22 protein-coding genes and 1 tRNA gene are annotated in these 22,686 nt (G+C 45.1%); 9 read left to right on the top strand and 14 right to left on the bottom strand.

Annotated features, from left to right (window positions below; genetic code table 11):
- Positions 1 to 79 precede the first annotated feature (79 nt).
- The gene (locus tag VNM22_10695; protein HWP47619.1) at positions 80 to 358 is read right to left on the bottom strand and encodes an ATP-dependent Clp protease adaptor ClpS; all 279 of its coding nucleotides are present in this window, start codon (positions 356 to 358) and stop codon (positions 80 to 82) included.
- A gap of 229 nt (positions 359 to 587) precedes the next feature.
- Here VNM22_10695 and uppP point away from each other — a divergent pair, with 229 nt between their 5' ends.
- From uppP to VNM22_10675, 4 genes are all read left to right on the top strand, one after another.
- On the top strand, positions 588 to 1,406 hold the full coding sequence (gene uppP, locus VNM22_10690) for an undecaprenyl-diphosphatase UppP (GenBank protein HWP47618.1): 819 nt from the start codon (positions 588 to 590) through the stop codon (positions 1,404 to 1,406).
- 192 nt (positions 1,407 to 1,598) lie between these two features.
- The gene (locus VNM22_10685) at positions 1,599 to 3,308 is read left to right on the top strand and encodes a D-aminoacylase (protein HWP47617.1); all 1,710 of its coding nucleotides are present in this window, start codon (positions 1,599 to 1,601) and stop codon (positions 3,306 to 3,308) included.
- A 644-nt stretch (positions 3,309 to 3,952) separates the two neighbouring features.
- A complete protein-coding gene (locus tag VNM22_10680) occupies positions 3,953 to 4,687 on the top strand; it encodes a DUF732 domain-containing protein (protein HWP47616.1) in 735 nt (244 codons plus the stop codon).
- A gap of 156 nt (positions 4,688 to 4,843) precedes the next feature.
- Positions 4,844 to 5,176: a hypothetical protein gene (locus VNM22_10675; GenBank protein HWP47615.1), complete on the top strand. Its 333-nt coding sequence runs from the start codon at positions 4,844 to 4,846 to the stop codon at positions 5,174 to 5,176.
- A gap of 222 nt (positions 5,177 to 5,398) precedes the next feature.
- Here VNM22_10675 and leuD read toward each other — a convergent pair whose 3' ends face one another.
- The 5 genes from leuD to VNM22_10650 all read right to left on the bottom strand — a co-directional run bounded on the left by leuD (position 5,399) and on the right by VNM22_10650 (position 8,534).
- Positions 5,399 to 5,965, bottom strand: a complete 567-nt coding sequence (gene leuD / locus VNM22_10670) for a 3-isopropylmalate dehydratase small subunit (GenBank protein ID HWP47614.1) — start codon at positions 5,963 to 5,965, stop codon at positions 5,399 to 5,401.
- A gap of 135 nt (positions 5,966 to 6,100) precedes the next feature.
- Entirely contained in the window at positions 6,101 to 7,447 is a 1,347-nt protein-coding gene (locus VNM22_10665; protein HWP47613.1) for a 3-isopropylmalate dehydratase large subunit, read from the bottom strand.
- A gap of 147 nt (positions 7,448 to 7,594) precedes the next feature.
- Positions 7,595 to 8,149 carry a dTDP-4-dehydrorhamnose 3,5-epimerase gene (gene rfbC / locus VNM22_10660; protein HWP47612.1) on the bottom strand — a complete coding sequence of 185 codons (555 nt, stop codon included), beginning with the start codon at positions 8,147 to 8,149 and terminating at the stop codon, positions 7,595 to 7,597.
- 16 nt (positions 8,150 to 8,165) lie between these two features.
- Positions 8,166 to 8,327 carry a hypothetical protein gene (locus VNM22_10655; GenBank protein ID HWP47611.1) on the bottom strand — a complete coding sequence of 54 codons (162 nt, stop codon included), beginning with the start codon at positions 8,325 to 8,327 and terminating at the stop codon, positions 8,166 to 8,168.
- Positions 8,328 to 8,534 carry a hypothetical protein gene (locus tag VNM22_10650; GenBank protein HWP47610.1) on the bottom strand — a complete coding sequence of 69 codons (207 nt, stop codon included), beginning with the start codon at positions 8,532 to 8,534 and terminating at the stop codon, positions 8,328 to 8,330. It abuts the gene before it with no gap.
- 279 nt (positions 8,535 to 8,813) lie between these two features.
- Here VNM22_10650 and VNM22_10645 point away from each other — a divergent pair, with 279 nt between their 5' ends.
- Together VNM22_10645 and VNM22_10640 are read left to right on the top strand one after the other, a co-directional pair.
- The gene (locus VNM22_10645; GenBank protein HWP47609.1) at positions 8,814 to 10,253 is read left to right on the top strand and encodes an MFS transporter; all 1,440 of its coding nucleotides are present in this window, start codon (positions 8,814 to 8,816) and stop codon (positions 10,251 to 10,253) included.
- A gap of 122 nt (positions 10,254 to 10,375) precedes the next feature.
- Positions 10,376 to 10,780, top strand: a complete 405-nt coding sequence (locus VNM22_10640; GenBank protein HWP47608.1) for a MaoC family dehydratase — start codon at positions 10,376 to 10,378, stop codon at positions 10,778 to 10,780.
- Between the two features lie 73 nt (positions 10,781 to 10,853).
- On the opposite strand, the gene VNM22_10635 is transcribed toward VNM22_10640, so the two are convergent.
- Positions 10,854 to 11,213, bottom strand: coding sequence for a TraR/DksA family transcriptional regulator (locus tag VNM22_10635; GenBank protein HWP47607.1), 360 nt, complete (start codon positions 11,211 to 11,213; stop codon positions 10,854 to 10,856).
- 182 nt (positions 11,214 to 11,395) lie between these two features.
- On the opposite strand from VNM22_10635, the gene VNM22_10630 reads away from it, so the two are divergent.
- Together VNM22_10630 and VNM22_10625 are read left to right on the top strand one after the other, a co-directional pair.
- Complete coding sequence (locus VNM22_10630; GenBank protein ID HWP47606.1) at positions 11,396 to 12,766, top strand: B12-binding domain-containing radical SAM protein; 1,371 nt, start codon at positions 11,396 to 11,398, stop codon at positions 12,764 to 12,766.
- Positions 12,767 to 12,770: 4 nt separating this feature from the next.
- Positions 12,771 to 13,511, top strand: a complete 741-nt coding sequence (locus VNM22_10625; GenBank protein HWP47605.1) for a hypothetical protein — start codon at positions 12,771 to 12,773, stop codon at positions 13,509 to 13,511.
- Between the two features lie 96 nt (positions 13,512 to 13,607).
- Here VNM22_10625 and VNM22_10620 read toward each other — a convergent pair.
- The 6 genes from VNM22_10620 to VNM22_10595 form a co-directional block, all read right to left on the bottom strand.
- Positions 13,608 to 13,680: transfer RNA gene (locus VNM22_10620), tRNA-Gln, on the bottom strand.
- 51 nt (positions 13,681 to 13,731) lie between these two features.
- Positions 13,732 to 14,535 (bottom strand): DsbA family protein, encoded by an 804-nt coding sequence (locus tag VNM22_10615; GenBank protein HWP47604.1) that lies wholly within the window; start codon positions 14,533 to 14,535, stop codon positions 13,732 to 13,734.
- 145 nt (positions 14,536 to 14,680) lie between these two features.
- Positions 14,681 to 16,381 carry a glutamine--tRNA ligase/YqeY domain fusion protein gene (locus VNM22_10610; protein HWP47603.1) on the bottom strand — a complete coding sequence of 567 codons (1,701 nt, stop codon included), beginning with the start codon at positions 16,379 to 16,381 and terminating at the stop codon, positions 14,681 to 14,683.
- Positions 16,382 to 16,604: 223 nt separating this feature from the next.
- Positions 16,605 to 18,014: a glutamate--tRNA ligase gene (gene gltX, locus VNM22_10605; GenBank protein HWP47602.1), complete on the bottom strand. Its 1,410-nt coding sequence runs from the start codon at positions 18,012 to 18,014 to the stop codon at positions 16,605 to 16,607.
- 43 nt (positions 18,015 to 18,057) lie between these two features.
- Complete coding sequence (locus tag VNM22_10600; protein HWP47601.1) at positions 18,058 to 18,438, bottom strand: hypothetical protein; 381 nt, start codon at positions 18,436 to 18,438, stop codon at positions 18,058 to 18,060.
- A complete protein-coding gene (locus VNM22_10595) occupies positions 18,435 to 19,268 on the bottom strand; it encodes a TIGR02757 family protein (GenBank protein HWP47600.1) in 834 nt (277 codons plus the stop codon). Before VNM22_10595 ends, VNM22_10600 begins: the two co-directional genes overlap by 4 nt.
- 371 nt (positions 19,269 to 19,639) lie before the next feature.
- Between VNM22_10595 and VNM22_10590 the strand changes: the two genes are divergently transcribed.
- Entirely contained in the window at positions 19,640 to 19,825 is a 186-nt protein-coding gene (locus VNM22_10590; GenBank protein HWP47599.1) for a hypothetical protein, read from the top strand.
- 260 nt (positions 19,826 to 20,085) lie between these two features.
- On the opposite strand, the gene mgtA is transcribed toward VNM22_10590, so the two are convergent.
- On the bottom strand, positions 20,086 to 22,629 hold the full coding sequence (gene mgtA, locus VNM22_10585; GenBank protein HWP47598.1) for a magnesium-translocating P-type ATPase: 2,544 nt from the start codon (positions 22,627 to 22,629) through the stop codon (positions 20,086 to 20,088).
- Positions 22,630 to 22,686: the final 57 nt, after the last annotated feature.

Below are 22,686 nucleotides of genomic sequence, written 5' to 3'. Positions count from 1 at the left end.
GCCCAATTTTTTCTACCTATCAGGAACTCTCTTTCAGGTCAAGATTTTTCTCAGCAAAATTTGGACCATCCTTTTTTCCCTAGATCTCCACCTGGGTGCGTAATTCGATTTCTTCCAGAACTCGACTAACCCGTAAGCACTCCTCTAATTCGCCGGTGATTACAATGGCTCTTCCTTTGGTATGAGCTTCCCAGGTAATTAATTCTGCTTCTTCCCGAGAACAACGAATAGCCTTTATAATTTGAGCAATAACTTCTTCAAAGGTGTGATAATCGTCGTTAAATAAAATCACTTTAGCCGGTAGACTCGTCTCAATTTTTTCTTCGGTCTCGGTGATGACAGATATTTTTTGGGCCATATCTTTTACCTCCTGAACTTGGGTGAAAGTTACCTTCGGTTAAAAGAATTCCCCATCCATTTGATTTTGCATCAGATCTTCTGTTAAAAGCAAGGGTAAATTTCCAGATTTTAATCGACTTTTAATTGACTTTCCCTACAAAGTATCTTACTGTAAAAGAACTTACAAGTAAATCTTTCAAATGATGGATTCGGGTTTAAACGTCTTTCTGAGAAACAGAGGTTGTATTATGACGACTTTACAAGCTTTCGTTCTCGGAGTTGTTCAAGGTCTTACAGAGTTTTTACCTGTCTCCAGCTCAGGCCATCTTATACTTATACCCCACCTCCTTCATTGGCCTGATCAGGGATTGGCCTTTGACGCTATCTTGCATTTAGGGACTTTAATGGCCGTTCTGCTCTTTTTCAGATACGAGTTATTTGAGATAGTTAAAAATTCCGTAATGATGATGCTTAAAGGTAGGTGGGAAAATTTAAATCAGGAGGTAGGGGTGAAGATTCTGATCGGTTCTATTCCTGCAGCAGTGGCCGGAAAACTTTTAGATGAGTTTATCGAGACCCACGTTCGCTCTGGAATCCTCGTAGCCAGTATGCTTATTATTTTTGCTATTCTACTTTGGCTGGCAGATCGATATTCCGAGCAGATCAAACAACCCATCAAGCAGATAGAAATGCTTGGTTGGAAAGAAGTTCTTATTATCGGTTGTGCCCAGGCGGTAGCTTTAATTCCAGGGGTTTCTCGTTCGGGTATGACGATAACGGCCGGATTATTTTCTAAGTTAGATCGAGAATTGGCTATCCGATTTTCCTTTCTCTTGAGTGCTCCGATTACAGCAGGCGCCGGCGGTCTTAAACTGTTACAGCTCCTTCACAAAGGAATTCCTGCGGGAGGAATTTCTTATCTGGTCATTGGATTTTTGGCTTCTATGCTCAGTGGAATCCTGGCCATTAAGATTCTCCTCCGGTTAGTTCGATCCCATACTTTTGATCTGTTTGTATTTTACCGGATTGGCTTAGGGATTTTTATTCTCATCCTTTTTCTCCGATAGATGAATCTGGAAGTTTTTGAAATTGGAGGAGGGTTGTAGATTACCAAGATACTTTTCTGGGTTTCCCTGGCAATGGTGAAATTCCTTTAAAGAGATAAAAATAATCGGTTATCGTCTGTTCTCCATTGTCGGTTGTTGGTACTTATCTGTAATGACTCTTTAACGACCGATAGTGGTCCACAGACTGCCTGTATGTTTGATGTTATTATTAAAAATGGTTACATTTATGATGGCTCTGGAAAGCCGGGTTTTAAAGGGGATATAGCCATTCAAAATGGAAAGATAGCTGAGATAGGATCTGTGAGCGGTTCGGCTGGGCGGGTTATAAATGCAGAGGGGTTAGCAGTCAGTCCGGGTTTTATAGATCCCCACACCCATTATGATGCTCAATTTACCTGGGATCCTCTGGCTACTCCATCCTGCTGGCATGGAATTACTACGGTTATCATTGGAAATTGTGGTTTTACTATAGCACCCTGTCGTCCCCAGGATCGGGAATTAATTATGCGAACCCTGGAAAAGGTGGAAGGAATGTCCCTGGAAGCCATGCAAAAAGGGATTCGGTGGAACTTTGAAACCATCCCGGAATATTTGAATGCCCTGGAAAAGCAAGGAGTAGGACTCAACGTGGTGGCTTTGATGGGTCATTCCACCATCCGCCAATATGCCATGGGTCCTGAGGCTTCTGAGCGAGAAGCAACCCCGACTGAGCTGGAGGCCATGAAACAGATTGTTCGAGAAGCCATGGAAGCCGGGGCTTTTGGAATAGGATCTTCCACCGCCACAACCCATATTGGTGGGGATGGAAAACCTGTTTCGAGTCGATTGGCTTCTGAACAGGAGTTCTTAGAACTTGGCCGGGTCATCGGCTCTTATAAACGGGGGATTATTGAAGTTACTCCGGCCCTTTATTCTCCTTTGGAACCCTGGGCACGCCTGGCCAGGGAGTCCGGTCGACCGGTTACCTGGGCGGTTCTTTTACAGCAAAATGCCCAGCCGGATTATCATCGGCAAATGCTTAAGGAAACAGAAGCTTTTTTCAACCAGGGTCTGGAAGTTTATCCTCAAGTAAGTTGTCGCCCCCTTGTCATGAGCTTCAGCATGGAAGATCCTTATGTCTTTGAGGGGCTCCCTTGCTGGCAGCAAGTATTTAAAGCCTCACCTGAAAAAAGACCGGAGGTTCTCCGAGATCCTGACTTCCGTGCAGCTTTTCGACAGGATACCACAACCTTCCCATCCCGCCTTTTTGCCGGAGATTGGGAAACCATACAGGTTCAAAAAGTGACCCAGACCAAACATCAATCCCTGCTGGGAAGAAACCTTGTAGAAATAGGTCAAGAATTGGGGAAGCATCCTTCAGATGTCCTTTTTGATCTGTCTTTAGAGGAAGATCTAAAAATGGAATTCTTTGTAAGGCTGATGAATAATAAAGAAGACGACGTAGCCGAACTCCTGATTCATCCTTACACCTTGATTGCGGCCTCCGATGCAGGAGCTCACCTGACTTTGTTCTGCGATGCCGGTTACTGTAGTTACTTCCTGGGCCATTGGATCCGTGAAAAAAGAATTATGCCTCTGGAAGAGGGAATTCGTAAACTTACTTCAGTACCTGCCCAAATCTATGGAATTAAAGACCGGGGTCGCATTGAAGTGGGTAAAGCAGCCGATCTGGTTATCTTTGATCCAGATGCTATTCACACAGAACCCACCGAACTGGTCCGTGATTTGCCGGGGGGAGGTGAACGCCTGATTTCAAAATCCCGTGGTATTTATTATTCTTTTGTAAATGGAGTTCCCCTCTTAGAAAATGGAAAGCTTACGCCTTCTTTAAATGCACACCCAACGGGTTCTTCTTTGCCGGGTAAGGTACTTCGAAGTAACCTCTATACTCCAGATGTGTAATACTGTTTCCATGTTGAAACATCACCTAAACTATAGGGTAGTCCTTTGTGGCTACCCTATTTAAGGGCCATTCTGGGCGGCATTTCTACTTAGATTTAATATAAAATAACCCTTTGACACCCAATCCCAGGTGGTCGAAACAGAAAATACTGATACCCCCATTCAGGAGCTTGGCAAGAAAATTTTAACGAATCCTCGGAAGGAGTCATCTACCTTAACTGATCCTGTCCCATCATTTACCCGGAAATTCAAAGATCTTGGATCAGGAATCGAACTTTACAGGGCAGGTTTTTTGTTTATCTCCGCAGGATTTTGTGCGAACCTGACCGATCTTTACCCTGGTAGAAGGGTATATCAGATTTCAACTTCCAGGTTTTTAGAGAATTTTTGAAAAAATTTTCCCTCCTGGTTAACTGATTCCTTCTTATCGGGTTTATAAATACAACACACGATCTCATCTTCTTCATATTAACCTTCTGAGGAGTGTTGTGTAGATCCCTCATGTCAGATTTCCCGATGGAATAATTCAAGGGTTACGCTATATAGGGGCGATCGGCCGATCGCCCGTACCGGGCGGGAAGCCCCCCGCCCGTACTTTAAGGGAGATGATCTGCATAACCATCCTGATGAATGGAGGCAATCCCATGGAGTTAGTAGTCAGGTTTATTTTTGTTGTAATACTCTGGAACTTAATCTTACAGCAGGCCAGCGCACAGTCTTTGTCCCAGAAAGATTACGATTTCTATACCATCGTTGTGACAAATGCTCAACGGATGGGAGTAGGAATGAGACAAAGTCCTGAAGCAATAGTTGCTGCAGCCAAGAAGATCTGCCAGGACATCCAACAATTAGGCGCTCCGAAGGTTATCGAGAACAACCGCCAGCAGGCATCGGCAGCGATCCAGAATGTGGACGAATCCACAAAACGTCAGGTCGCCGATATGTTCTTCCGCAATGCCATCTCAACCTATTGCGACCATCAAATTCAAAAAGCCTACGACGCACTCTTTAACACAGCACAGAACAATACAACTCCTGCGCCTGGAAGTAACTATTCTGAAGCAGGTCCTAATAGGGATGATCTGATGTACGGAAGGTTTACAGATCTTGCGGCCCGATCAAATATTGATTTGCAACAACATCTATCCTACACGAAGCCCTATGTGGTGGATCGGGCAGGTTATTTTTGTCGTTTGATGAGAGGTGGAGATATCCCTAAGTTGACCGCTGAGATTGCATTTCCTCCGATCCAATCCTGGGGAAAAACTTCGAAGGATCAATCCCGGCTTGAGGTTGTAATTCTCATAACGGGAACAGAGGCTTATTGTCCCGATCAAACCTCCACGGTTGACCAATGGCGCAGGACCTATGAGAGATAATTCCAGGGTAAACCAGGGGCAGTTAAATGCGGCCAGGGATTCTAAGGATCGGGAAGGCTGGGGTAGTGGAAGGCTGGTAAGGCTCGAAACGGCTCCAGCGGCCAAATATCTTAAGTATTTTTGATACTGAACGGAGAGGAGGGTATAGTATAAAGAATGCGGAAGACGGTACTGTACTATCGGTTATTTCAAAGGGAAAGAAAGGATCAGGTCGGCAAATGGTTGAACAAATCCCATGCCTATTCCTTAAAAGGGCTGTATACCCTTCAAGGTATACCGATCCAATTTGTTGTTGAGAACTCATCCGGCAAGATTGAATACGAAGGAAATATCCAGGGGGATACCCTCAACTTGAACTGGTATTCTTATATTAACGGTCATCGGGGGATCAGTACCTATACCTTTACCACAGTGTCATTGAGCGTGAGTTACGAGCATACTGTAGCCGCAACCCCCGAACGAATTCAGGAGTTGCTTCTTAAATATTAGATTACAGCCGGTATTCCGGAGGGATTCTCTCTTACGGCTAACAGGGCTTCGGATTATTTCCTTAACTTGAAAAAACTTGAAATTTACAAATCTCTCTGAGGGGTTATCCATCCCTTCATGCAACAGGTTCGAGCGAAGGGGTAGAGAATACAAAATTTCCAACGGCGATAGCCCCACCCGTTGCATAAAGGGTATTCAAAGAACAGGCTTTAATACTTTAAATCAGTTGTTAACACCTTTTACATACCGTTTATAGGCGAATCCTACCAACCCTCCATCCCGAAGTAGGGCCTGATCATATTCGTCTAAGGCAAAGGGGATTTGATCCTCCCCAACCTGGATGATCTTTTTCTCCAGATCGATTTGTATGTCGGTACCGTTTTCAAGGGAAAAGAGTTTTTGGATCTCTTCCGGGGAGATCCGAATAACAGGGAGTCCACAGGCAATACTATTTTGATAGAAGATTCGGGCGAACGTAGTTCCAATAATGGCCTGAATGCCATGGGCTTGAATAGCCCAGACAGCGTGTTCTCGAGAAGAACCACAGCCGAAATTCTCTCCGACAATCAAAATTTTAGCCTGTTTGAAGGCCGGGCTATTACGGTCGAATCCCTCAAACTCAAGACTCTCCATGACAAAAGGTCCAAAACCAGATTTGTCGGATTTGGTCAGGTAACGAGCCGGTATGATCTGGTCGGTATCCACATCATTTTTAGGAATTTTAAAAATAGGTCCCCGGATGGTTGTAACCATGGGAACGGTCATAGTAACGGCAGATGAAGCGGGCATATACTCTGAGGTTGAAGGCAGAGGAACGAAAGCCAGAGGTTAGAGACCGAAGGCCAAAGGCTTGAGGTTTTCAACTTTCTTGCCTCTGATTTCGGGGGCTCTAGCTTCTAGCTTCCGGTCTTCTGCCTCAGGTGATTAATTTAAGAATTCCCTTGGGTCTGTAATAGCTCCTTTGATGGCACTGGCAGCCGCCGTGGCCGGGCTCATGAGTTGAGCTCGAGCTCCTTTTCCCATACGTCCTGGGAAGTTTCTGTTGGAGCTGGAAGCACAAATATGACCTTCAGGAACAACCGATTTCATTCCTAAGCACATGGAGCAACTGGGTGTATCCACCAGGGCCCCGGCTTCCATGAAAATTTCTATGAGCCCTTCCTCCAGGCAGAGTCGATAAACTTCGGTGGTTGCAGGTACAATAACCAGGGTTACATCGGGATGAATCTTTCTCCCCTTCAGAATCTCGGCAACTACCCGCATATCGCTGATACGACCGTTGGTGCAGGAACCTATAAAGACCTGATGGATCTTTCCGCCGACCAGTTGAGAAATCGGCTTTCCCAGGGAAGGTTTATCATCTTTGGGGTGATCTGCCAGGGCGGTTACCATAGGTTCCAGAGCGGATAGATCCAGTTGATGGACGGCCTTATATTTTGCGTCGGGATCCGACCAAAGCTGACGCCACTCAGCCAGGATCGCGGCATCACTTCGAGATTCCAGGGTCTTACGGTAATCTATGGCATCCGGGTTATTTTTATCCATTCCTAAATCCCGGTACTTGAGATACTGGAGGGTCTGCTCATCCGGGTAGAACATCCCTGTTGTTCCCCCGAACTCGGCCATCATGTTGCAAATGGTCATTCGTCCCTCCATGTCGATGGTTTTAGCTCCTTCTCCGGTAAACTCTGCCACACAATTCGTCATATACGAAACGCCATATCGGGAAATTAAATACAGGATAACATCTTTAGGATAAACACCCTTCTGAAGTTTACCGGTTAATTCAAACTTAACCGTTTCGGGTATACGAAAGAACGTGATCCCGGTAAGTAATCCCGTTTCCAGGTAGGTGGTTCCCACTCCCACGGCAAAGTTCCCAAATGCGCCCATGGTACAGGTATGGGAATCTCCACAAATAAGTACTTCACCGGGACGGACATAGCCCTTTTCTGGAAATAAGGCATGGCAGATCCCATGTCGTCCTAAGTCATAAAATACGATTCCGTGCCGTCGGCACCATTCCTTCAGAATTCGATATTGTAATGCGGTATCTGCATCTTTAGGAGGTGCCACGTGGTCTACGGTAGCTTTAATTTTTTCTGGATTGAAGACTTTATCGAGACCCCGATCTCGTAAATCGTTGATGGCCGGAGGCGTGGTAATTTCGTGACAAAGCACGTAATCCAGTTTCAGCGCATATAAGCCTGGAAACGGCTCATCTTGAATATGCCGCTCGAAGATTTTTTCAACCATGGTTTTTGCAGCCATACGAAAATCTTTTAGCCATGAAGACACCAAGACATACAGTTCCACTAAACTTTTCTTATATGCGGAGAGTTCTCTAAAAAGAACGGTGAAAAAATTACCCTTCTCTTAGGGAATCTGAATATCTTCATGTCTCTGGGATCAGGATGGTTAAAAATAAAAATTAATTTCAGCTCTACTTAAAGTAGGGGCATTTTTATCCTTTTCCGACATTAAATTTGGGTCTGGAGTGATAGGCCATTGGATGGCGATTTGCGGATCGTTCCAAATAATCGCGCGTTCTGCTTCCGGCACATAAAATGCGGTACATTTATAGGTAAATTCCGCTTCATCTGTTAATACACAAAAACCATGCGCAAAACCCGGGGGAATGTAGAGAGCGTGCCTATTTTCCGCGCTTAAGATATAACCAAACCACTGTCCAAAGGTAGGGGAGCCAAAGCGAATGTCCACCGCCACATCAAATACAGCGCCTTCGGTTACCCGAACAAGTTTACCTTGACTATGAGGGTTGAGTTGATAATGCAGTCCGCGCAAAGTACCCTTTACCGATCTACTTATATTATCCTGTACGAACTCTGAAGGAATTCCATTTTCAGAGAATTTTCGCCGGTTGTAACTCTCCATGAAAAACCCCCTTACATCTCGAAATATTTGGGGTTCAATAATCAAGAGACCCTTAAACTTTGTTTTTATGAACCTCACTTTTAACTCCTGGCTATCAAGGAATCAACAAACCTAAAAGTGTCAATAAAATTGCTACAAATATGGATTTAATATAAACTTTCCGGGCCTGGTAGTGAAGTTGCATTATTTCAGATTTAGTCTGGATCTTTTCGATCCCTTTGTCCAGATTGCGCAACCCACGCTTAGCCAGTAACACTCAGGTTTTCTCTTGGGTTTGAAAAAAGCCCAGGGTACTTGCCCAGAATGGTAAAAAAAGGCTTACCCGCCACCAGCGATTTACGTCCATAGCTATAAAGGTGACGGCCAGTCCAACGGCCACCATCAACATGATTGTTCCCATTCTAAATCGCTTTTGACTTTCTCTAGGGCCGATATTGGGTACACAGATAGCGGAGTTATCCACAGACCACCTTCTTAGATCAGGAATTCTAAAAGTCGGTCGAGTGTTGGAGATTTCAATTTATTAAAAAATTTTTTATCCTTCAAATATTACAAAGTGAACAGGCATTTCGTCAATAAAAAAGTCCAGTAACCTACAGAATTTATTCTTCAGGTAAATTTTTGGATGGAGGGAAAGTTTTTCTTGACAAGAAAATTTTTAGATGAAATAAAGGGGACTCTGAGAGAAGTCAGGTGAAAAAAGATCTAAAAATAAAATTTGTTTTTTCTAGGAGACTATCATATGAGTCAAGAAAAAGATGGGTCCTATGAAACGATGGTGAGAGACTACAAACTCTGGCAAGTAATAGCGGCCTCCTCAGCCGGAACCGTTATTGAGTGGTATGATTTTTACATTTTTGGTAGCCTGGGTACGATTATTGCTCCGTTGTTCTATCCACCCGGGGATCCTGCTGTTCAATTTCTTGTTTTATTAGCTACCTTTGCGACTGGTTTCCTGGTTAGACCTTTCGGTGCGGTTGTTTTTGGTCGTATAGGGGATCTCATAGGGCGGAAATATGCTTTTCTCTTAACCTTACTAATTATGGGGGGAGCAACCACCATTATCGGTCTTTTACCTACCTATAACCATATAGGGATTCTGGCCCCTATTATTTTGGTTACGCTCAGGTTGCTCCAGGGTCTTGCCTTAGGCGGGGAATACGGTGGCGCAGCCACTTACATAGCCGAGCACTCACCCGACAATAAGCGCGGTTATTATACCAGTTACATCCAAACAACAGCCACATTGGGCTTATTTTTATCCCTGGGGGTTATTTTGATCACCCGACTTTCCATGGGTGAAGCCGCTTTTAAAGCCTGGGGCTGGCGTATCCCATTTATTCTGTCCATTCTACTGGTTGCAATGTCTTATTACATTCGTATCAGATTAAAGGAATCCCCTTTATTTGCTGGGATGAAAGCCGCAGGTAAAACTTCTCGACAACCGCTTACAGAAACCTTCCGTAACCCGGAGAACCGTAAATTGATGCTCTTAGCCCTACTAGGTGCTACGGCCGGTCAAGCCGTTGTCTGGTATACCGGTCAGTTTTATGCTCTGTTCTTTTTACAGACCGTACTTAAAGTAAACTTTGTCACTGCGAACATCATCGTAGCCGTTGCACTGGCCCTGGGTACCCCATTTTTCATTGTATTTGGGGCTTTATCCGACAAGATTGGACGAAAAAAGATTATGATGTGGGGTTGTTTGATTGCTGCACTGACTTACTTTCCCATTTACTATGGGATGCACTACTTTGCCGGCCCTACTGCTGTTATCAAAGAGGCAGTTGTAGATGCTACCGGTAAGGTGATCACCCCAGCCGTTGTGGAAGCGGTTCATCCTGACGTGATCATGTTGACGCTCCTCATACTGATCCAGGTCATCTATGTAACCATGGTGTATGGTCCTATTGCTGCCTTCCTGGTAGAACTCTTTCCAACCAGAATTCGATATACTTCCATGTCAGTACCTTACCACTTCGGAAATGGCTGGTTTGGGGGACTTACTCCGTTTATCGCCACCTATATTGTTACCGCTACAGGTAATATCTATGCAGGTCTTATTTACCCCATTATCGTTGCAATTATGACTTTTGTCATCGGCTCTCTGTACATTCCTGAGACCCATCATGTAAAGTTATGGGAGGAACTGGAAAAAGCACGACAGGAAAGAGCATCGTGACGTGACTCCAAAGCCAGGAGTCAGAATTTAGAAATCGGAAATCAGTTTTCAGAATAACCTTTCTGGATTCTGATTTCTAAAAATAGCAGGGAGAAAGAGCTACGAAACGGGAATTTAAAGATATTCAGATAGGAGAAAAACGAAGCTTTACAAAAACTCTTACCGAAGTAGATATCGGTTTTTTTGTAGGAATTACAGGAGATATGAACCCCCTCCATGTGGATGAAGAATTCGCCCGTCGCTCCATGTTTAAAGGTCGGGTCGTGCATGGGATGTTAACGGCGAGCCTCTTAACGAATCCACTGACCCAATTATTGGGTGATGGGGGGGTTCATGTATCTCAAAACTTAAAGTTTCTATCTCCTGTAAGGATTGGAGATACAATCACCGCGGAGGTAGAAGTCTTAGAAAAAAACGAGACTACCTATCGGATTAAGCTTAAAACCACTTGTAAAAGATCGGATGGAACCCTTGTACTATCCGGAGAGTCTACCTGCCTTATCCCAAAACCGGCTTCGCCCCTCTAACAGAGATTGCCAGCTCCTTGGCTCCTTGGAGTGAGGGGTTATTTCATGCCGTAGTTCCATAAAGTGAACTTATTTAACCAATAGGAATTTTACTTCTTCGTTCTTCCCTTGACTTACAATCCAAGCATAACTTGGCAAAAGGCAATGCCAGAAGCCTTTCAAATTCAATTTCATCGCCACACTCCAGGCACTCCCCATAAGTACCCTGCCCAATACTTTCTAAGGTTTCATCGATGAGTTTGAGTTTTTCTTTTTCCCTTTCTTCAAACATGTAGCTGAGTTCATGGGCCAGTCCATCGGTTGCAATATCTACATAATCCCCTCGATTGGAGGCTGTCAGCTCCTCTTCATCTTTACCTGTTTGAATCTTGCTAAGAATCTCTTGCTTTTGGGTAAGTAGTAGCTCACGTATTTTGTTGATGTCACCTTTCATGAATCTTCTCCTCCTTGATGCTGAGAATTAGAATTAACGGCTGGTTAAATAAATACTTATAATATAGGCGAAAAAGTCGTTTTGTCAAGTTAGCTACCCCTTTAAATCATTAAAAAGAACGTTATTGACGTCCTTCTTTTTTCTTTCTATTTTACTAACGTATGGGAGTTAAGATTCTTCTTATGCAATTACCGGTCCACCAGTTTAATTTCGGTGGAATCCGAGCAAATATTCCGCTCGCAGCAGGTTATTTAAAAGCCATGGCTGCCCAGGAAGGGCTCTTGGACGAGGTAGATGTAGAAATCCTGGACCCTGATACAGCAGATTTGTTAGGGGACGCCGGGTTAATTGACAAGATTGCAAATCAAGATATCGATATGTTAGGAATAACCTGTTATTGCTGGAATGTAACCCGAAGTTTGTACATTGCTGGAGAACTCAAAAAACGACTTCCTCGCCTGAAAGTAGTAGTGGGAGGACCCGAGATAACCCCGGATAATCCTTACATTTTGTCTCATCCGGTAATCGATATAGGCGTTATCAACGAAGGAGAGAGGACCTTTGTAGAACTTCTCAGACATTTTAGCAAAGGAATTCCCCGACTTCCTGAGATTCGCGGACTTTTTTTCAGAGAAGGAGACCGCCTGATTATGACTTCCCCCCGTGTTTCTATTTCCGATCTGGCAGAAATTCCCTCCCCTTATCTTAAGGGTATTATTGGCCCTTCCCGAGATCGTTCCATGTGGATTGAAACGGTTCGAGGGTGTAGATTCCATTGCCAATATTGCTATTATTATAAAATGTTTACCAATACTCTGGCCTTCCCCCTGGAACGTCTAGCACAGCATGTAGATTATGCCCGTAAAAATGGGGTTCGTGAGATATATATCATGGATCCAACGTTTAATGATCGTAAAGACCTCGAGCAGGTAGGCGAAGTTATTCAAAGGCACAATCCAGACAGATCTTTATATTTTCATACCGAGATTCGAGCCGATCTGGTCGATGAAAAAATGGCCGATCTATTTAAAAGATGTAATTTTAAAAGTGTGGAGGTCGGTTTACAAAGCATTAACCCGGAAGCTTTAAAAAAAGTAGGTCGGCGAAACAATCTGGAACGATTTTTAAAGGGTGTCCACCTCCTGAAAGATCGAAATATCCAGGTCACCGTGGGACTTATCATAGGGTTGCCTGGAGATACTTTTTCAACCATTGCAGAAACCGTTGATTTTCTCATCGACCATGAAGCTTATTCTGAAGTAGAAGCTTACAATCTAAGCGTTCTTCCAGGAACTGTTCTCCGGGCTAATGCTGAGAAACTGGGGTTAAAATACCAGGCGGAACCCCCCTACTATGTGCTGGAAACCGAAACCATGTCCGGGACCGATCTTCGCAAAGCCCAAGAATATTGCGCAGAACGGCTTGGGGTTGATATTGACCCCATTCAGTTACCCTCCCTGACAACCTATACAGGCCAAAATGGGTTAAATAGACCTTTGAATCAAAAAATCAAGTATAAAAGCTCTCTGAAACCCTTCCATGCTGTTCGATAGCCCTATGAACTACCCGGTTACGAAGGTGATCCTTAAGCTGGATGGCCAGATCCAAACCCCTTCTCAAATGAAAAACCTGGCCGAAAACTTAAAAACTCATATTGCCAACTGTTTCACGGCCTGGTTTAAATGCCAAAACCTTTCTTCCGAAGCCAGCTTGATAGAAGCTTTTCTCTCTCCTCTTGTACAGGCAAATCCCCATGGAATCTTTAGCATAGTCCTGGAGACCGAAACCCCCTTCCCCGTTGAAATTTTGGAGGAACTTCTGGTCTATGTCTCCAATCCAGATCACTTCTTGAATCGATATTACTTATTTTCCTCTTATGAAGAAAATATCATCTATTCCACTCAATTTGTGATCGTGCTCCCCTGGCACCAAAAGGATCAAATAGACCCGAAGTGGCTAGAGAATCTGGAAGACTGCGTCCCTGTAATCTGGAGCTGGAAAATCTCCTCAGAAAAGGAGATCCAACGAACCCTGAAAGCTCTTCAGGACAAGGATGGGATCCTTGTCGAGTTCTCACCGGATTTAGATGAAGAAACCATTCAAAAAATTCTCCAACAGATCAAAAAAATAGCTTCGGACGATCCGAATTGGGTACAATTCCGAGATGCTGCAATTCAGCGGATTTGGGATCAAGAGGGTGGTCAGACACCTCCGGCTTGTGAAATTGAAGAGAAGGTCATTCACTACACGACAACGTTGGAAGCTTTGGAGGGTTATCTGCCGCGTGCCATCTTCTAGATTTCAGACAAAAAAACCCTCATAGAAAAAGGATAAGGGTTTCAATCGAATTTTGTAAGTGAAATGATAGCCCGTGGCAGAAACTTAAAATTATAACTGAGGAGGCAGGGCTCGAACCTGCAACCCCCTGATCCAGAGTCAGGTGATCTACCAATTGATCTACTCCTCAACAAGGATCTGCAAAAATATAATTTCTTCTCATCAGACTGTCAAGGGCTATTTATTTTTTATCCAATTCCCCTTCAATAGCCTTCTGGAAAGTGTCAAAGGACCAGGAAGGTAATCGTTTCCCATTTACAAAGAAAGTCGGGGTTCCCCGAATCTCTACTTCTTCTCCCAACTTCATGTCCTCTTGTAGCTCTTCTTCTATCTCTGGCGAGGCATAATCTTTTTTGAATTGCTCCATGTCTAAATTTAAGCTTTGTGCATACTCCATGAGCTTTTCCTCCTGGAGTTCTGGGGAATTCTTAAACAGGAGATCATGCATCTCCCAAAACTTCCCCTGTTTATGGGCAGCCAGCGAGGCTTTAGAAGCGTTTATAGCATGTTCATGAAGACTGGGAATAGGAAACTGTTTGTAGACAAATTTAATTTTATCGGGGTAGGTTTTTAAAACCTGATCCACCACATGGGTGGCCCGATTACAGAAAGGACATTGAAAGTCTGAGAATTCCACAATGGTAATGGAAGCCGAATCCGGTCCTTTTACAGGCGAATTCCCAAGGGGAATGGTATATACTTTCGAGTAATCAACTTCGTTAGCTTCTCTGGCTTCCAGTGCTTTGCGAAGCGGAGGAAAAACAGAAGCCTCTTCCCGAATAATGTGATCCAGTTTCGCCAAAATCTCCTTTTGTAGGGAGGTAATCTCTTCCTGTCCCTTTTCCAGCTTTTCTAACCTTTGGAGAATAGCCTGTTGATTGGCCTTCAGCTCTTCCAGATCTTTTTTATCCTCGGATCCTGCCAGGCCTAAAACGACAAAACCTGATAAAATAATAACGAGAAGAATAAATTTTATATTCCGCATCTTTTAAACCAGGAAGGAAAGGGAGTATGGGGGTATGGGAGTATGGATGTAGATTCTCATATACTTCCCCACTTCCATACTCCCACACCCCCATACTCCCATACTCCCATACCCCCCGCTCCTTCCCTGCTCCCGTCCTTCTTCTTTACTTTCCTTGCAGAGCTTTCTCGATCTTAGCCCATGAATCTCGCAGTGCTACTGTTCGATTAAAGACGAGGGTTTTAGAGGAAGAATCAGGGTCAACGCAAAAATAGCCCTGCCTCTCGAACTGATAATGACTTCCGGGTACCGCACCTGCCAGACTGGGTTCTATCCGACATGATTTCAATGTGATCAATGAGTTCGGATTCAAATGCGCTTTAAAATCTAAACCATCTTCTTCATCGCTGGGGTTTGGTTTTAGAAAGAGATGATCATATAAACGTACTTCGGCTTCCAGAGAATGGGGCGCCGAGACCCAATGTAAAGTTGCTTTAACCTTACGTCCATCTGGAGATCCACCCCCTCGGGTTTTGGGATCATAGGTACAGCGAAGTTCGATCACTTCGCCGGTTCGTTCATCCTTAATCACGTCTACGCAGGTGATATAGTAAGCATATCGCAGGCGTACCTCACGACCTGGAGCCAATCGGAAGAACTCTTTCGGGGGGTTTTCACGAAAATCATCCCGTTCGATATACAGCACCCGCGAGAAAGGAACCTTTCTGGACCCCATACTCAGATCTTCCGGATTGTTTAAAGCCTCCAACTCTTCCACCTGGTTTTCCGGATAGTTAACAATCACAACCCTAAGCGGCTTCAACACGGCCATAACCCGTGGAGCCCGCTTATTCAAGTCCTCCCGGATACAATGCTCAAGCAGAGCAATATCAACAAGACTATCGCGTTTGGCCACTCCGATACGTTCACAAAAGTTCCGGATAGCCTCTGGTGTGTAACCACGCCTTCTTAAACCTGCCAGGGTAGGCATCCGGGGATCATCCCAACCGGTAACATATCCTTGCTCCACTAATTCTAGAAGCTTTCTCTTACTCATTACCGTATAGCTAAGATTAAGGCGGGCGAACTCGATTTGCTGAGGATGCCATTCAACATTCAACTCATTAAGTATCCAGTCATATAACGGGCGATTATTTTCAAATTCCAGGGTACAGATAGAATGGGTGATGCGTTCAATGGAATCTGAAAGACAATGAGCAAAGTCATACATGGGATAGATACACCACTGGTCCCCGGTTCTGTAATGGGTTACCCGTCTAATACGATAGAGAACCGGATCTCGCATAAGCAGGTTGGGAGAGGCCATATCGATCTTTGCCCGAAGAACATGGGTTCCGTCTTCGAATTCTCCTGCCCGCATGCGCCGGAACAAATCCAGATTCTCTTCTACCGAACGATTCCGATATGGGCTTTCCCTACCGGGTTCCGTTAAAGTACCCCGATATTCTCTGATTTCCTCTGCACTAAGACTATCAACGTACGCTTTACCTTTTTTAATTAGTTGTACGGCATACTCGTATAGCTTCTCAAAGTAATCCGAAGCATAGTACAGATGATCTCCCCAATCGAATCCAAGCCATCGAACATCCGATTTAATCGATTCAACATACTCGATACTTTCTTTAGTAGGATCGGTATCATCGAACCTCAAATGACAAACCCCACCAAATTCGGCGGCAAGACCAAAATTAAGACAGATGGATTTGGCGTGTCCGATATGCAAGTAACCGTTGGGTTCCGGTGGAAATCGGGTCGCCACACGGCCTCCATACTTGTTGGTCTCCAAATCTTTCACGATGATATCCCGAATAAAGTTAGGAGGAGGAGTAAAATCGGTTGTACTCATAATTGTAAAAACTCCTTTCTTAATTTATTTTCTTCTTAATTTTTTATGTTTAGGAGATATCCGTCTGTTTTTCCCTGGTTTAAAATTAACGGGGGTTAAATGCGTTTATCTGAAGACAATGGTGCTTTTTCGCTTAACCCTCTGATTCATTCAGGATTTTATATTTTATTTAATTTAAATGTTTCAGGCCTAAAAAGCAAAGTGTATAGGTTTCTGTTCCCGTTTATCTATTCAGATGGGAATAAAAAAATTCAATAACCTGTTTTATCCGCTTTAGCACCCGTTCTTTTCCCAAGATCGCCATGATCTCAAAGAGTCCTGGACTTGCGGTTCCACCTGTTAAAGCAATGCGAACGGGCTGGGCAATATCTGCCAATTTGAGTCCCTTTCGGTCTATTATATTCCGGAAAATCTTCTCAAGTTCTTTTTCTTCAAAAGATTCCAACTGTTCCAGGTCCCGGATTAATTCCTGTAGCGCTTCCACCGTTTCCTTCCTAAAAAATTTCTGTACGACCTTTTCCTGATAAGGAATCGTTTCCTGAAAATAAAATTCTGCCCGGTCTGCCATCTCCACCAGAGTCTTGCTCCGTTCCTGGAGTGTTTGTACCACTCGGGTTAGCCAGGGTCCTTCCTCCACCTTAAAACCCTTCTTTTCCAGAAAGGGAATGAGCAACCTTGCTAACTCGGCCGGTTCCGTCGCTTTAATATAATGGTGGTTTAGCCAGAGGAGTTTTTCCGGGTTAAAAACCGCCGGGGCTTTACCTACATTTTCCAGAGAGAACTTTTCGATTAATTCCGGTACCGAAAAGATCTCCTGATCTCCGTAGGACCATCCTAATCGAACCAGATAATTCACCAGGGCCTGGGGGAGGTAGCCCATTTCCCGATAGGCGAGGACCGAAGTGGCTCCATGTCTTTTACTGAGTCGGGTTTTATCCGGGCCTAAAATCATGGGAACATGGGCAAATTGGGGTATGGGATACCCAAATGCTTCATAAAGTAAAATCTGTCGGGGGGTATTATTTAAGTGATCGTCTCCCCGAATTACATGGGTAATTTCCATGGTCACATCGTCTACAACCACGCAGAAATTATACGTCGGCATTCCATCGGAGCGCTGAATAATGAGATCGTCCAGCTCGGTCACCTCATAGGTGATCGGACCTCGAATTAGATCCTGAATAAGGATACGGCCCGTTTGGGGAGCTTTGAATCGAATGGCAAAGGGTTTTCCTATAGGCTCTTCCTTCAATTCCCTACACTTACCGTCATATCGGAGAGGTTTTCCTTCTTGAAGGGCCTGCTTTCTTTTCGCTTCCAGTTCTTCAGGAGTACAGTAGCAGCGGTACGCTTTTCCGGCCTGTAAGAGCTGTTGTACGTGGTGTTGATAAAGTTCAAGCCGTTGAGATTGATAATACGGTCCTTCATCCCAGATTAAACCTAACCATTTCAATCCATCCAGAATCCCCTGCACGGATTCCAGGGTGGATCTTTCTACGTCTGTATCTTCAATCCTTAAAAGGAAAATTCCTTGATTTTTACGGGCAAAAAGCCAGTTAAAAAGGGCTGTTCTGGCCCCACCGATATGCAAATGTCCGGTGGGGCTGGGTGCAAATCGAGTTCTTATCTTCATAAGATTTTCCTGGATACACGAGAAACTGAAATCTCCATACGTTCTAGGGATTGCTCGCGGTTTCCGGGGAGGTAATTATCAAAGTTTTTCGTACTTTGTTACTTCCTCCCGTTGGTTCTATCTCGAAAACAAGTTGATCTTCGGTGATTTCTACTACTCTGGCCGATTCATTCCTCAGGATGACTTCATCCCCAAGTTTAAAAATATACGGTTTATTTTCTCCTGCATCGATAATCGCTCTTCGTTCCTTATTGGGGAGAATAACAAATCCCACCATTCGGGCCGTCGAGGGATCAATATGAGGTCGATGGGTGGCTCTTCGCTCGGCGGATAGGGCCTGCGTTGTGATTCCAGAGAAGATCGGCATTATCCCACCCCCTACCAATCCTATAAAGATTATGAGAGAATATTTCCTTATCTTCATAATATCAAATCTCCTGAGATCCCCATATGGGAGAGGGCAAAATCATATTTAACCGGATCTTCTGGATCGAACATTCTTAAACGATCTGTAATTTCCTCAGCCGTTTTCCAATCCTCTGTTTTTCGGGTTGTAAGACCCAGGTTCCTGGCTATTCTTCCTACGTGAACATCCAGGGGGACTACCAATTGACGGGGTGAAACCTCTACCCACAGTCCCAAATCTAGCTGATCTCCCCGGCGAACCATCCATCGAAGAAACAAATTCAACCGCTTACAAGCACTCCCACCGGCAGGAGAAGGCAGCAGGTACCAGATTCCTTCGGAGATCCGATTCTGCCGTACATAACCCCCTGGAAAAGGCAACCTTAATAAGCCTTCTACAAACCGGGTTAGAGCAGACCGTATGGTTTTCTCCCGGGCACTATAGCCTTGTAGGAAGTAATTTCCCAGGCTTCCATGCTTCAGGAGAACCTGTTGCAACAAATACACCAGACAAACTATATCTTTTCCCTGGGTAAACCGATGTACAAAGGAATCGAAGTCGGCTCCCTGTAATTCTGGATTGAACGTGATAACATAATGATACGGCTTTTCTCCCAAAACGGCCAGAATCTTTTGAACACTGGCCCGAATTTGTTTTACATTTCCATACGCCAGACAGGAAGCAAGCAATCCTACAATTTCCTGATCCCGCGGATCCTGGAATCGGTGCACGAATTCTAAAGGATCGTTGGAAAGGAAAGATGAATTGTACTGTTGATACAGTTTTTCTAAATACTCTTTAAGTTGATGGGAATGCAAGTTTTTAAGGTATAACGGATTAAGGTTCACTGTTTTTTAGACTTAATTTATCTTTTTATAACACTCTTTAGAGGAATTGTCAAAAAGATCTCTACATAGTCCAAGAGGGATTCGAGTTATTTATTTGAGGGTAAAGAAAGTCATGACTGAACAGTTAGCCAACTTACCAGGATTATCCGTCCGCATACCAAGACCCAGCAGATACTTCCTGTAAGTTACTACACTTTTGTATTTTTATCCACGAAGGACTATGAAAGTATGGAAGTGGGGGGGTATGGAGGTAGGGAAGTAAGGAATGAAAACCGTACCGGGGACCTCAGTTCCACCCCTTGTAATGCTCGACTCCTCATGGAGTACCGGGGGGATGATAAAAAGCGTATCGAACAGGGCCTCTGGATTCCTTGCGTGGTCGTCTTCCCTGGGTATATAATAGAAAAGAATTAAGCCTTCGAATCACCCTGCATGCGGGTCCAGTCTATGCGTACACGAATCCTGTAACCCAACTGCCAGCCTGTACCAGCACCCATGTGATCCGTGCCGCACGGCTTGAGCCAATTACGCCGCCAGGTCGGGTATATGCAAGCTAGGTATTCGCGGCTCTAACAGCGGTGGGACAAATTCGCGAATTCCGATGTGACTATGTTGGACAGACCCCATTAGCCAAAGGATATGGTACCTTTCCAACCTATCATGTTCGTCGTCGTAATTTTTAGATTCTTGATTTAAATCCCTTCCACCCTGCAAGCGAGGATACCCTCAACATACTTAGCGTATGATTTGAACCAACTTAAAAACAGTGGAACTACCAGTTAGTTAAATTCTGCGACTTGGACAGCCTGGGGTTGGCTCAACTTAGAAGAGGTCTCATCAAGCGACGCTTGGCCAGCTCGACGAGCAGCAAATAAGTACTCGTTACGCTGATAAGGAAGATAAAGTAGGTACCCGGCAGCGGGGTGAAGCCGAGTGGGACGGCCAGGGGGGTGAATGGAAGCAGGATGCCAATGAAGACTACCAGAAGGGTGGTGCTCGTCAGGGGGAAACTGGGTCGACTCTGCAATGGATTACCGGCTGTTCGGATGATAAAGAGTACAAGCGTCTGAGTAACCAACGACTCGATAAACCAGCCCGTATGAAAGAGTGTCTCTGAGGCATGGAAGAGTTTCAGCAGCGCGAAAAATGTCAGAAAATCATAAATGGAACTGATTGGACCGATGAACACCATAAAATCGCGGATGATGGAAATATTCCAGCGTCGGGGTTTATGGGTAAAGGTAGGGTCGACGTTATCGGTCGGGATGGTCACCTGGGCGAGGTCGTAGAGAAAGTTGTTGAGTAAAATTTGCATCGGCAACATGGGCAAAAACGGCAAGAACAGAGAGGCTCCTGCCATACTGAACATATTTCCGAAATTGGAACTGGTACCCATAAGTAGATATTTCATCACATTGCCGAAGGCCTTGCGCCCCTCGATGATACCGCTGTGCAGGACTTGTAAACCACGCTCAAGTAGGATGATATCCGCAGCATCCTTGGCAACGTCTACTCCTGTAGCAACCGATATACCAACATCGGCGGCGTAGAGGGAGGGAGCGTCATTGATGCCATCCCCGAGAAAACCCACCACATGACCACGACGCTTCAAGGCGAGAATAATACGGTTTTTCTGAGCCGGTGATACACGGGCAAACACCGTGACCTGGTCAGCCACGTGGGCCAGCGCTGGGTCGCTCATCCGGTCAAGTTCCTCTCCCAATACGATACGACCTGCTTCTAACCCTACCTGTGAGCAAATATGTCGGGCAACCAGTTCATTATCACCGGTCAGAATCTTCACCTTCACCCCATCTCGGTGGAGTGCTTGCAATGTATCAGGGACATCCTCCACAAGAGGATCGAAAAATGTTACGAAGCCCGCGAGTACCAGATCCATCTCATCAGTTACACTATAGACCTCTCGGGGTGGTACAGGTCGGTAAGCGACTGCCAGCACGCGATACCCCTGGGCACTGAGCTCCTGGTACGTGACCTTACACTTCGTCCTTGCCTGTGGGTCTAAGGGATAGCGCTGTCCATTTACTTCATAAGTGGAGCAGAGAGCTAAGAGACCCTCAGGGGCACCCTTAGTAATCAGCAAGCACTCACCATCGGTCTCAACTACCACAGAGAGCCGTCGCCGTTCAAAATCGAAAGGAATTTCATCGCGCTTGCGATATCTTCGCACATCCAGGTAATCATGCTGCAAGATAGCCGTATCGAGGGGGTTTGTATTCCCCCTTCGTAGAATCGCTGCGTCGAGAGGGTGCTTAACTCCTGTCTCGTAAAAACTATTGAGGTAAGCAAGCAGGAAAACCTTCTCAGCTCTCTTCCCAAGAGGGTCAAGATACTGATCAAGGACCATCTCTCCGCTGGTCAAAGTACCCGTCTTGTCGCTGCAGAGCACATCAATACTACCAAAGTTTTGAATGGCAGCCAGATGTTTAACGATAACCTTCTGCCGCGCCATGTGAACAGCACCCTGTGTGAGAGTGATCGTTGTGATCATGGGCAAGAACTCTGGGGTTAACCCGACAGCCAGGGCGATGGCAAAGAGTAAGGATTCCAGCGGATCTCGTTGCAGGATAATGTTTACCAGGAACACGAAAAGCACCAGGAAAAAAACAGTCTGCATAATCAAAAAACTAAATTTTCGAATACCTCGCTCAAACTCGGTTTCAGGTGGTCGGGCTGTAAGACGTGCGGCAATATTACCGAATGCGGTCGACGAACCTGTCGAAATAACCAACGCAGTTGCCATTCCGCTTACAACCGAAGTACCTAGGAACACCATATTGCGCGCATCAAGGGGGGATTGTGACTCAAAACTGAAATCGATGGCCTCCTTCTCAACCGGCAACGATTCTCCGGTGAGCATAGCTTGCTGGACGTGGAGATCTTTGGCTTGAAGTAAGCGTGCATCAGCAGGTACCAGATCCCCGGCCGTCAAGCGGATAATATCACCTGGAACTAACTCACGCCGGGGCAGCTCAACCCAGTTCCCATCACGAAGGACCGTAGCTAGGGAGGCTACCTGTCCACGAAGTCGCTCAGCAGCACGCTGGGAGCGGTAGGTCTGAATGAAGTTGAGGATGACACTCAGCAGTACTATGACGACGATGATAGAAGCATTGAGGAGTTCTCCAAGGAAGGCAGAGACAAAGCTGGCGATCAGCAGGATACCGGTCAATGGATTCACAAAGAAAAGTAATATTTGTACAACACTAGAAGTACGTCGTGGGGGAACCGGTTCGTTCGGACCAATCTCAGCCAGGCGCCGACTTGCCTCCTGGCTGGTCAAACCCCGCTCAGAAGTACGTAACTGCTCAAAGAGAGTCGTTAAGGGGACTTGCTTCATGATTATCTTACTTGTAGTTTTTCAAAAAAACCAAAACGCTTCATAACCGACTTTGCT

This window comes from Candidatus Limnocylindrales bacterium, assembly GCA_035559535.1.
Classification (GTDB): Bacteria; Moduliflexota; Moduliflexia; order Moduliflexales; family JAUQPW01; genus JAUQPW01.
The sequence above is the reverse complement of the archived record's forward strand: the minus strand, read 5'-3'. Positions and strand labels throughout refer to the sequence as shown.

What these genes read in the sequence shown, in the direction of transcription:
- VNM22_10665 (HWP47613.1), bottom strand. Translation starts at nt 7,447, where the DNA reads ATGGCTGCAAAAACCATGGTTGAAAAAATCTTCGAGCGGCATATTCAA.
- VNM22_10695 (HWP47619.1), bottom strand. Translation starts at nt 358, where the DNA reads ATGGCCCAAAAAATATCTGTCATCACCGAGACCGAAGAAAAAATTGAG.
- VNM22_10680 (HWP47616.1), top strand. Translation starts at nt 3,953, where the DNA reads ATGGAGTTAGTAGTCAGGTTTATTTTTGTTGTAATACTCTGGAACTTA.
- VNM22_10625 (HWP47605.1), top strand. Translation starts at nt 12,771, where the DNA reads ATGAACTACCCGGTTACGAAGGTGATCCTTAAGCTGGATGGCCAGATC.
- uppP (HWP47618.1), top strand. Translation starts at nt 588, where the DNA reads ATGACGACTTTACAAGCTTTCGTTCTCGGAGTTGTTCAAGGTCTTACA.
- VNM22_10675 (HWP47615.1), top strand. Translation starts at nt 4,844, where the DNA reads ATGCGGAAGACGGTACTGTACTATCGGTTATTTCAAAGGGAAAGAAAG.
- mgtA (HWP47598.1), bottom strand. Translation starts at nt 22,629, where the DNA reads ATGAAGCAAGTCCCCTTAACGACTCTCTTTGAGCAGTTACGTACTTCT.
- VNM22_10635 (HWP47607.1), bottom strand. Translation starts at nt 11,213, where the DNA reads ATGAAAGGTGACATCAACAAAATACGTGAGCTACTACTTACCCAAAAG.
- VNM22_10685 (HWP47617.1), top strand. Translation starts at nt 1,599, where the DNA reads ATGTTTGATGTTATTATTAAAAATGGTTACATTTATGATGGCTCTGGA.
- VNM22_10610 (HWP47603.1), bottom strand. Translation starts at nt 16,381, where the DNA reads ATGAGTACAACCGATTTTACTCCTCCTCCTAACTTTATTCGGGATATC.
- VNM22_10615 (HWP47604.1), bottom strand. Translation starts at nt 14,535, where the DNA reads ATGCGGAATATAAAATTTATTCTTCTCGTTATTATTTTATCAGGTTTT.
- VNM22_10600 (HWP47601.1), bottom strand. Translation starts at nt 18,438, where the DNA reads ATGAAGATAAGGAAATATTCTCTCATAATCTTTATAGGATTGGTAGGG.
- VNM22_10645 (HWP47609.1), top strand. Translation starts at nt 8,814, where the DNA reads ATGAGTCAAGAAAAAGATGGGTCCTATGAAACGATGGTGAGAGACTAC.
- gltX (HWP47602.1), bottom strand. Translation starts at nt 18,014, where the DNA reads ATGAAGATAAGAACTCGATTTGCACCCAGCCCCACCGGACATTTGCAT.
- leuD (HWP47614.1), bottom strand. Translation starts at nt 5,965, where the DNA reads ATGCCCGCTTCATCTGCCGTTACTATGACCGTTCCCATGGTTACAACC.
- VNM22_10630 (HWP47606.1), top strand. Translation starts at nt 11,396, where the DNA reads ATGCAATTACCGGTCCACCAGTTTAATTTCGGTGGAATCCGAGCAAAT.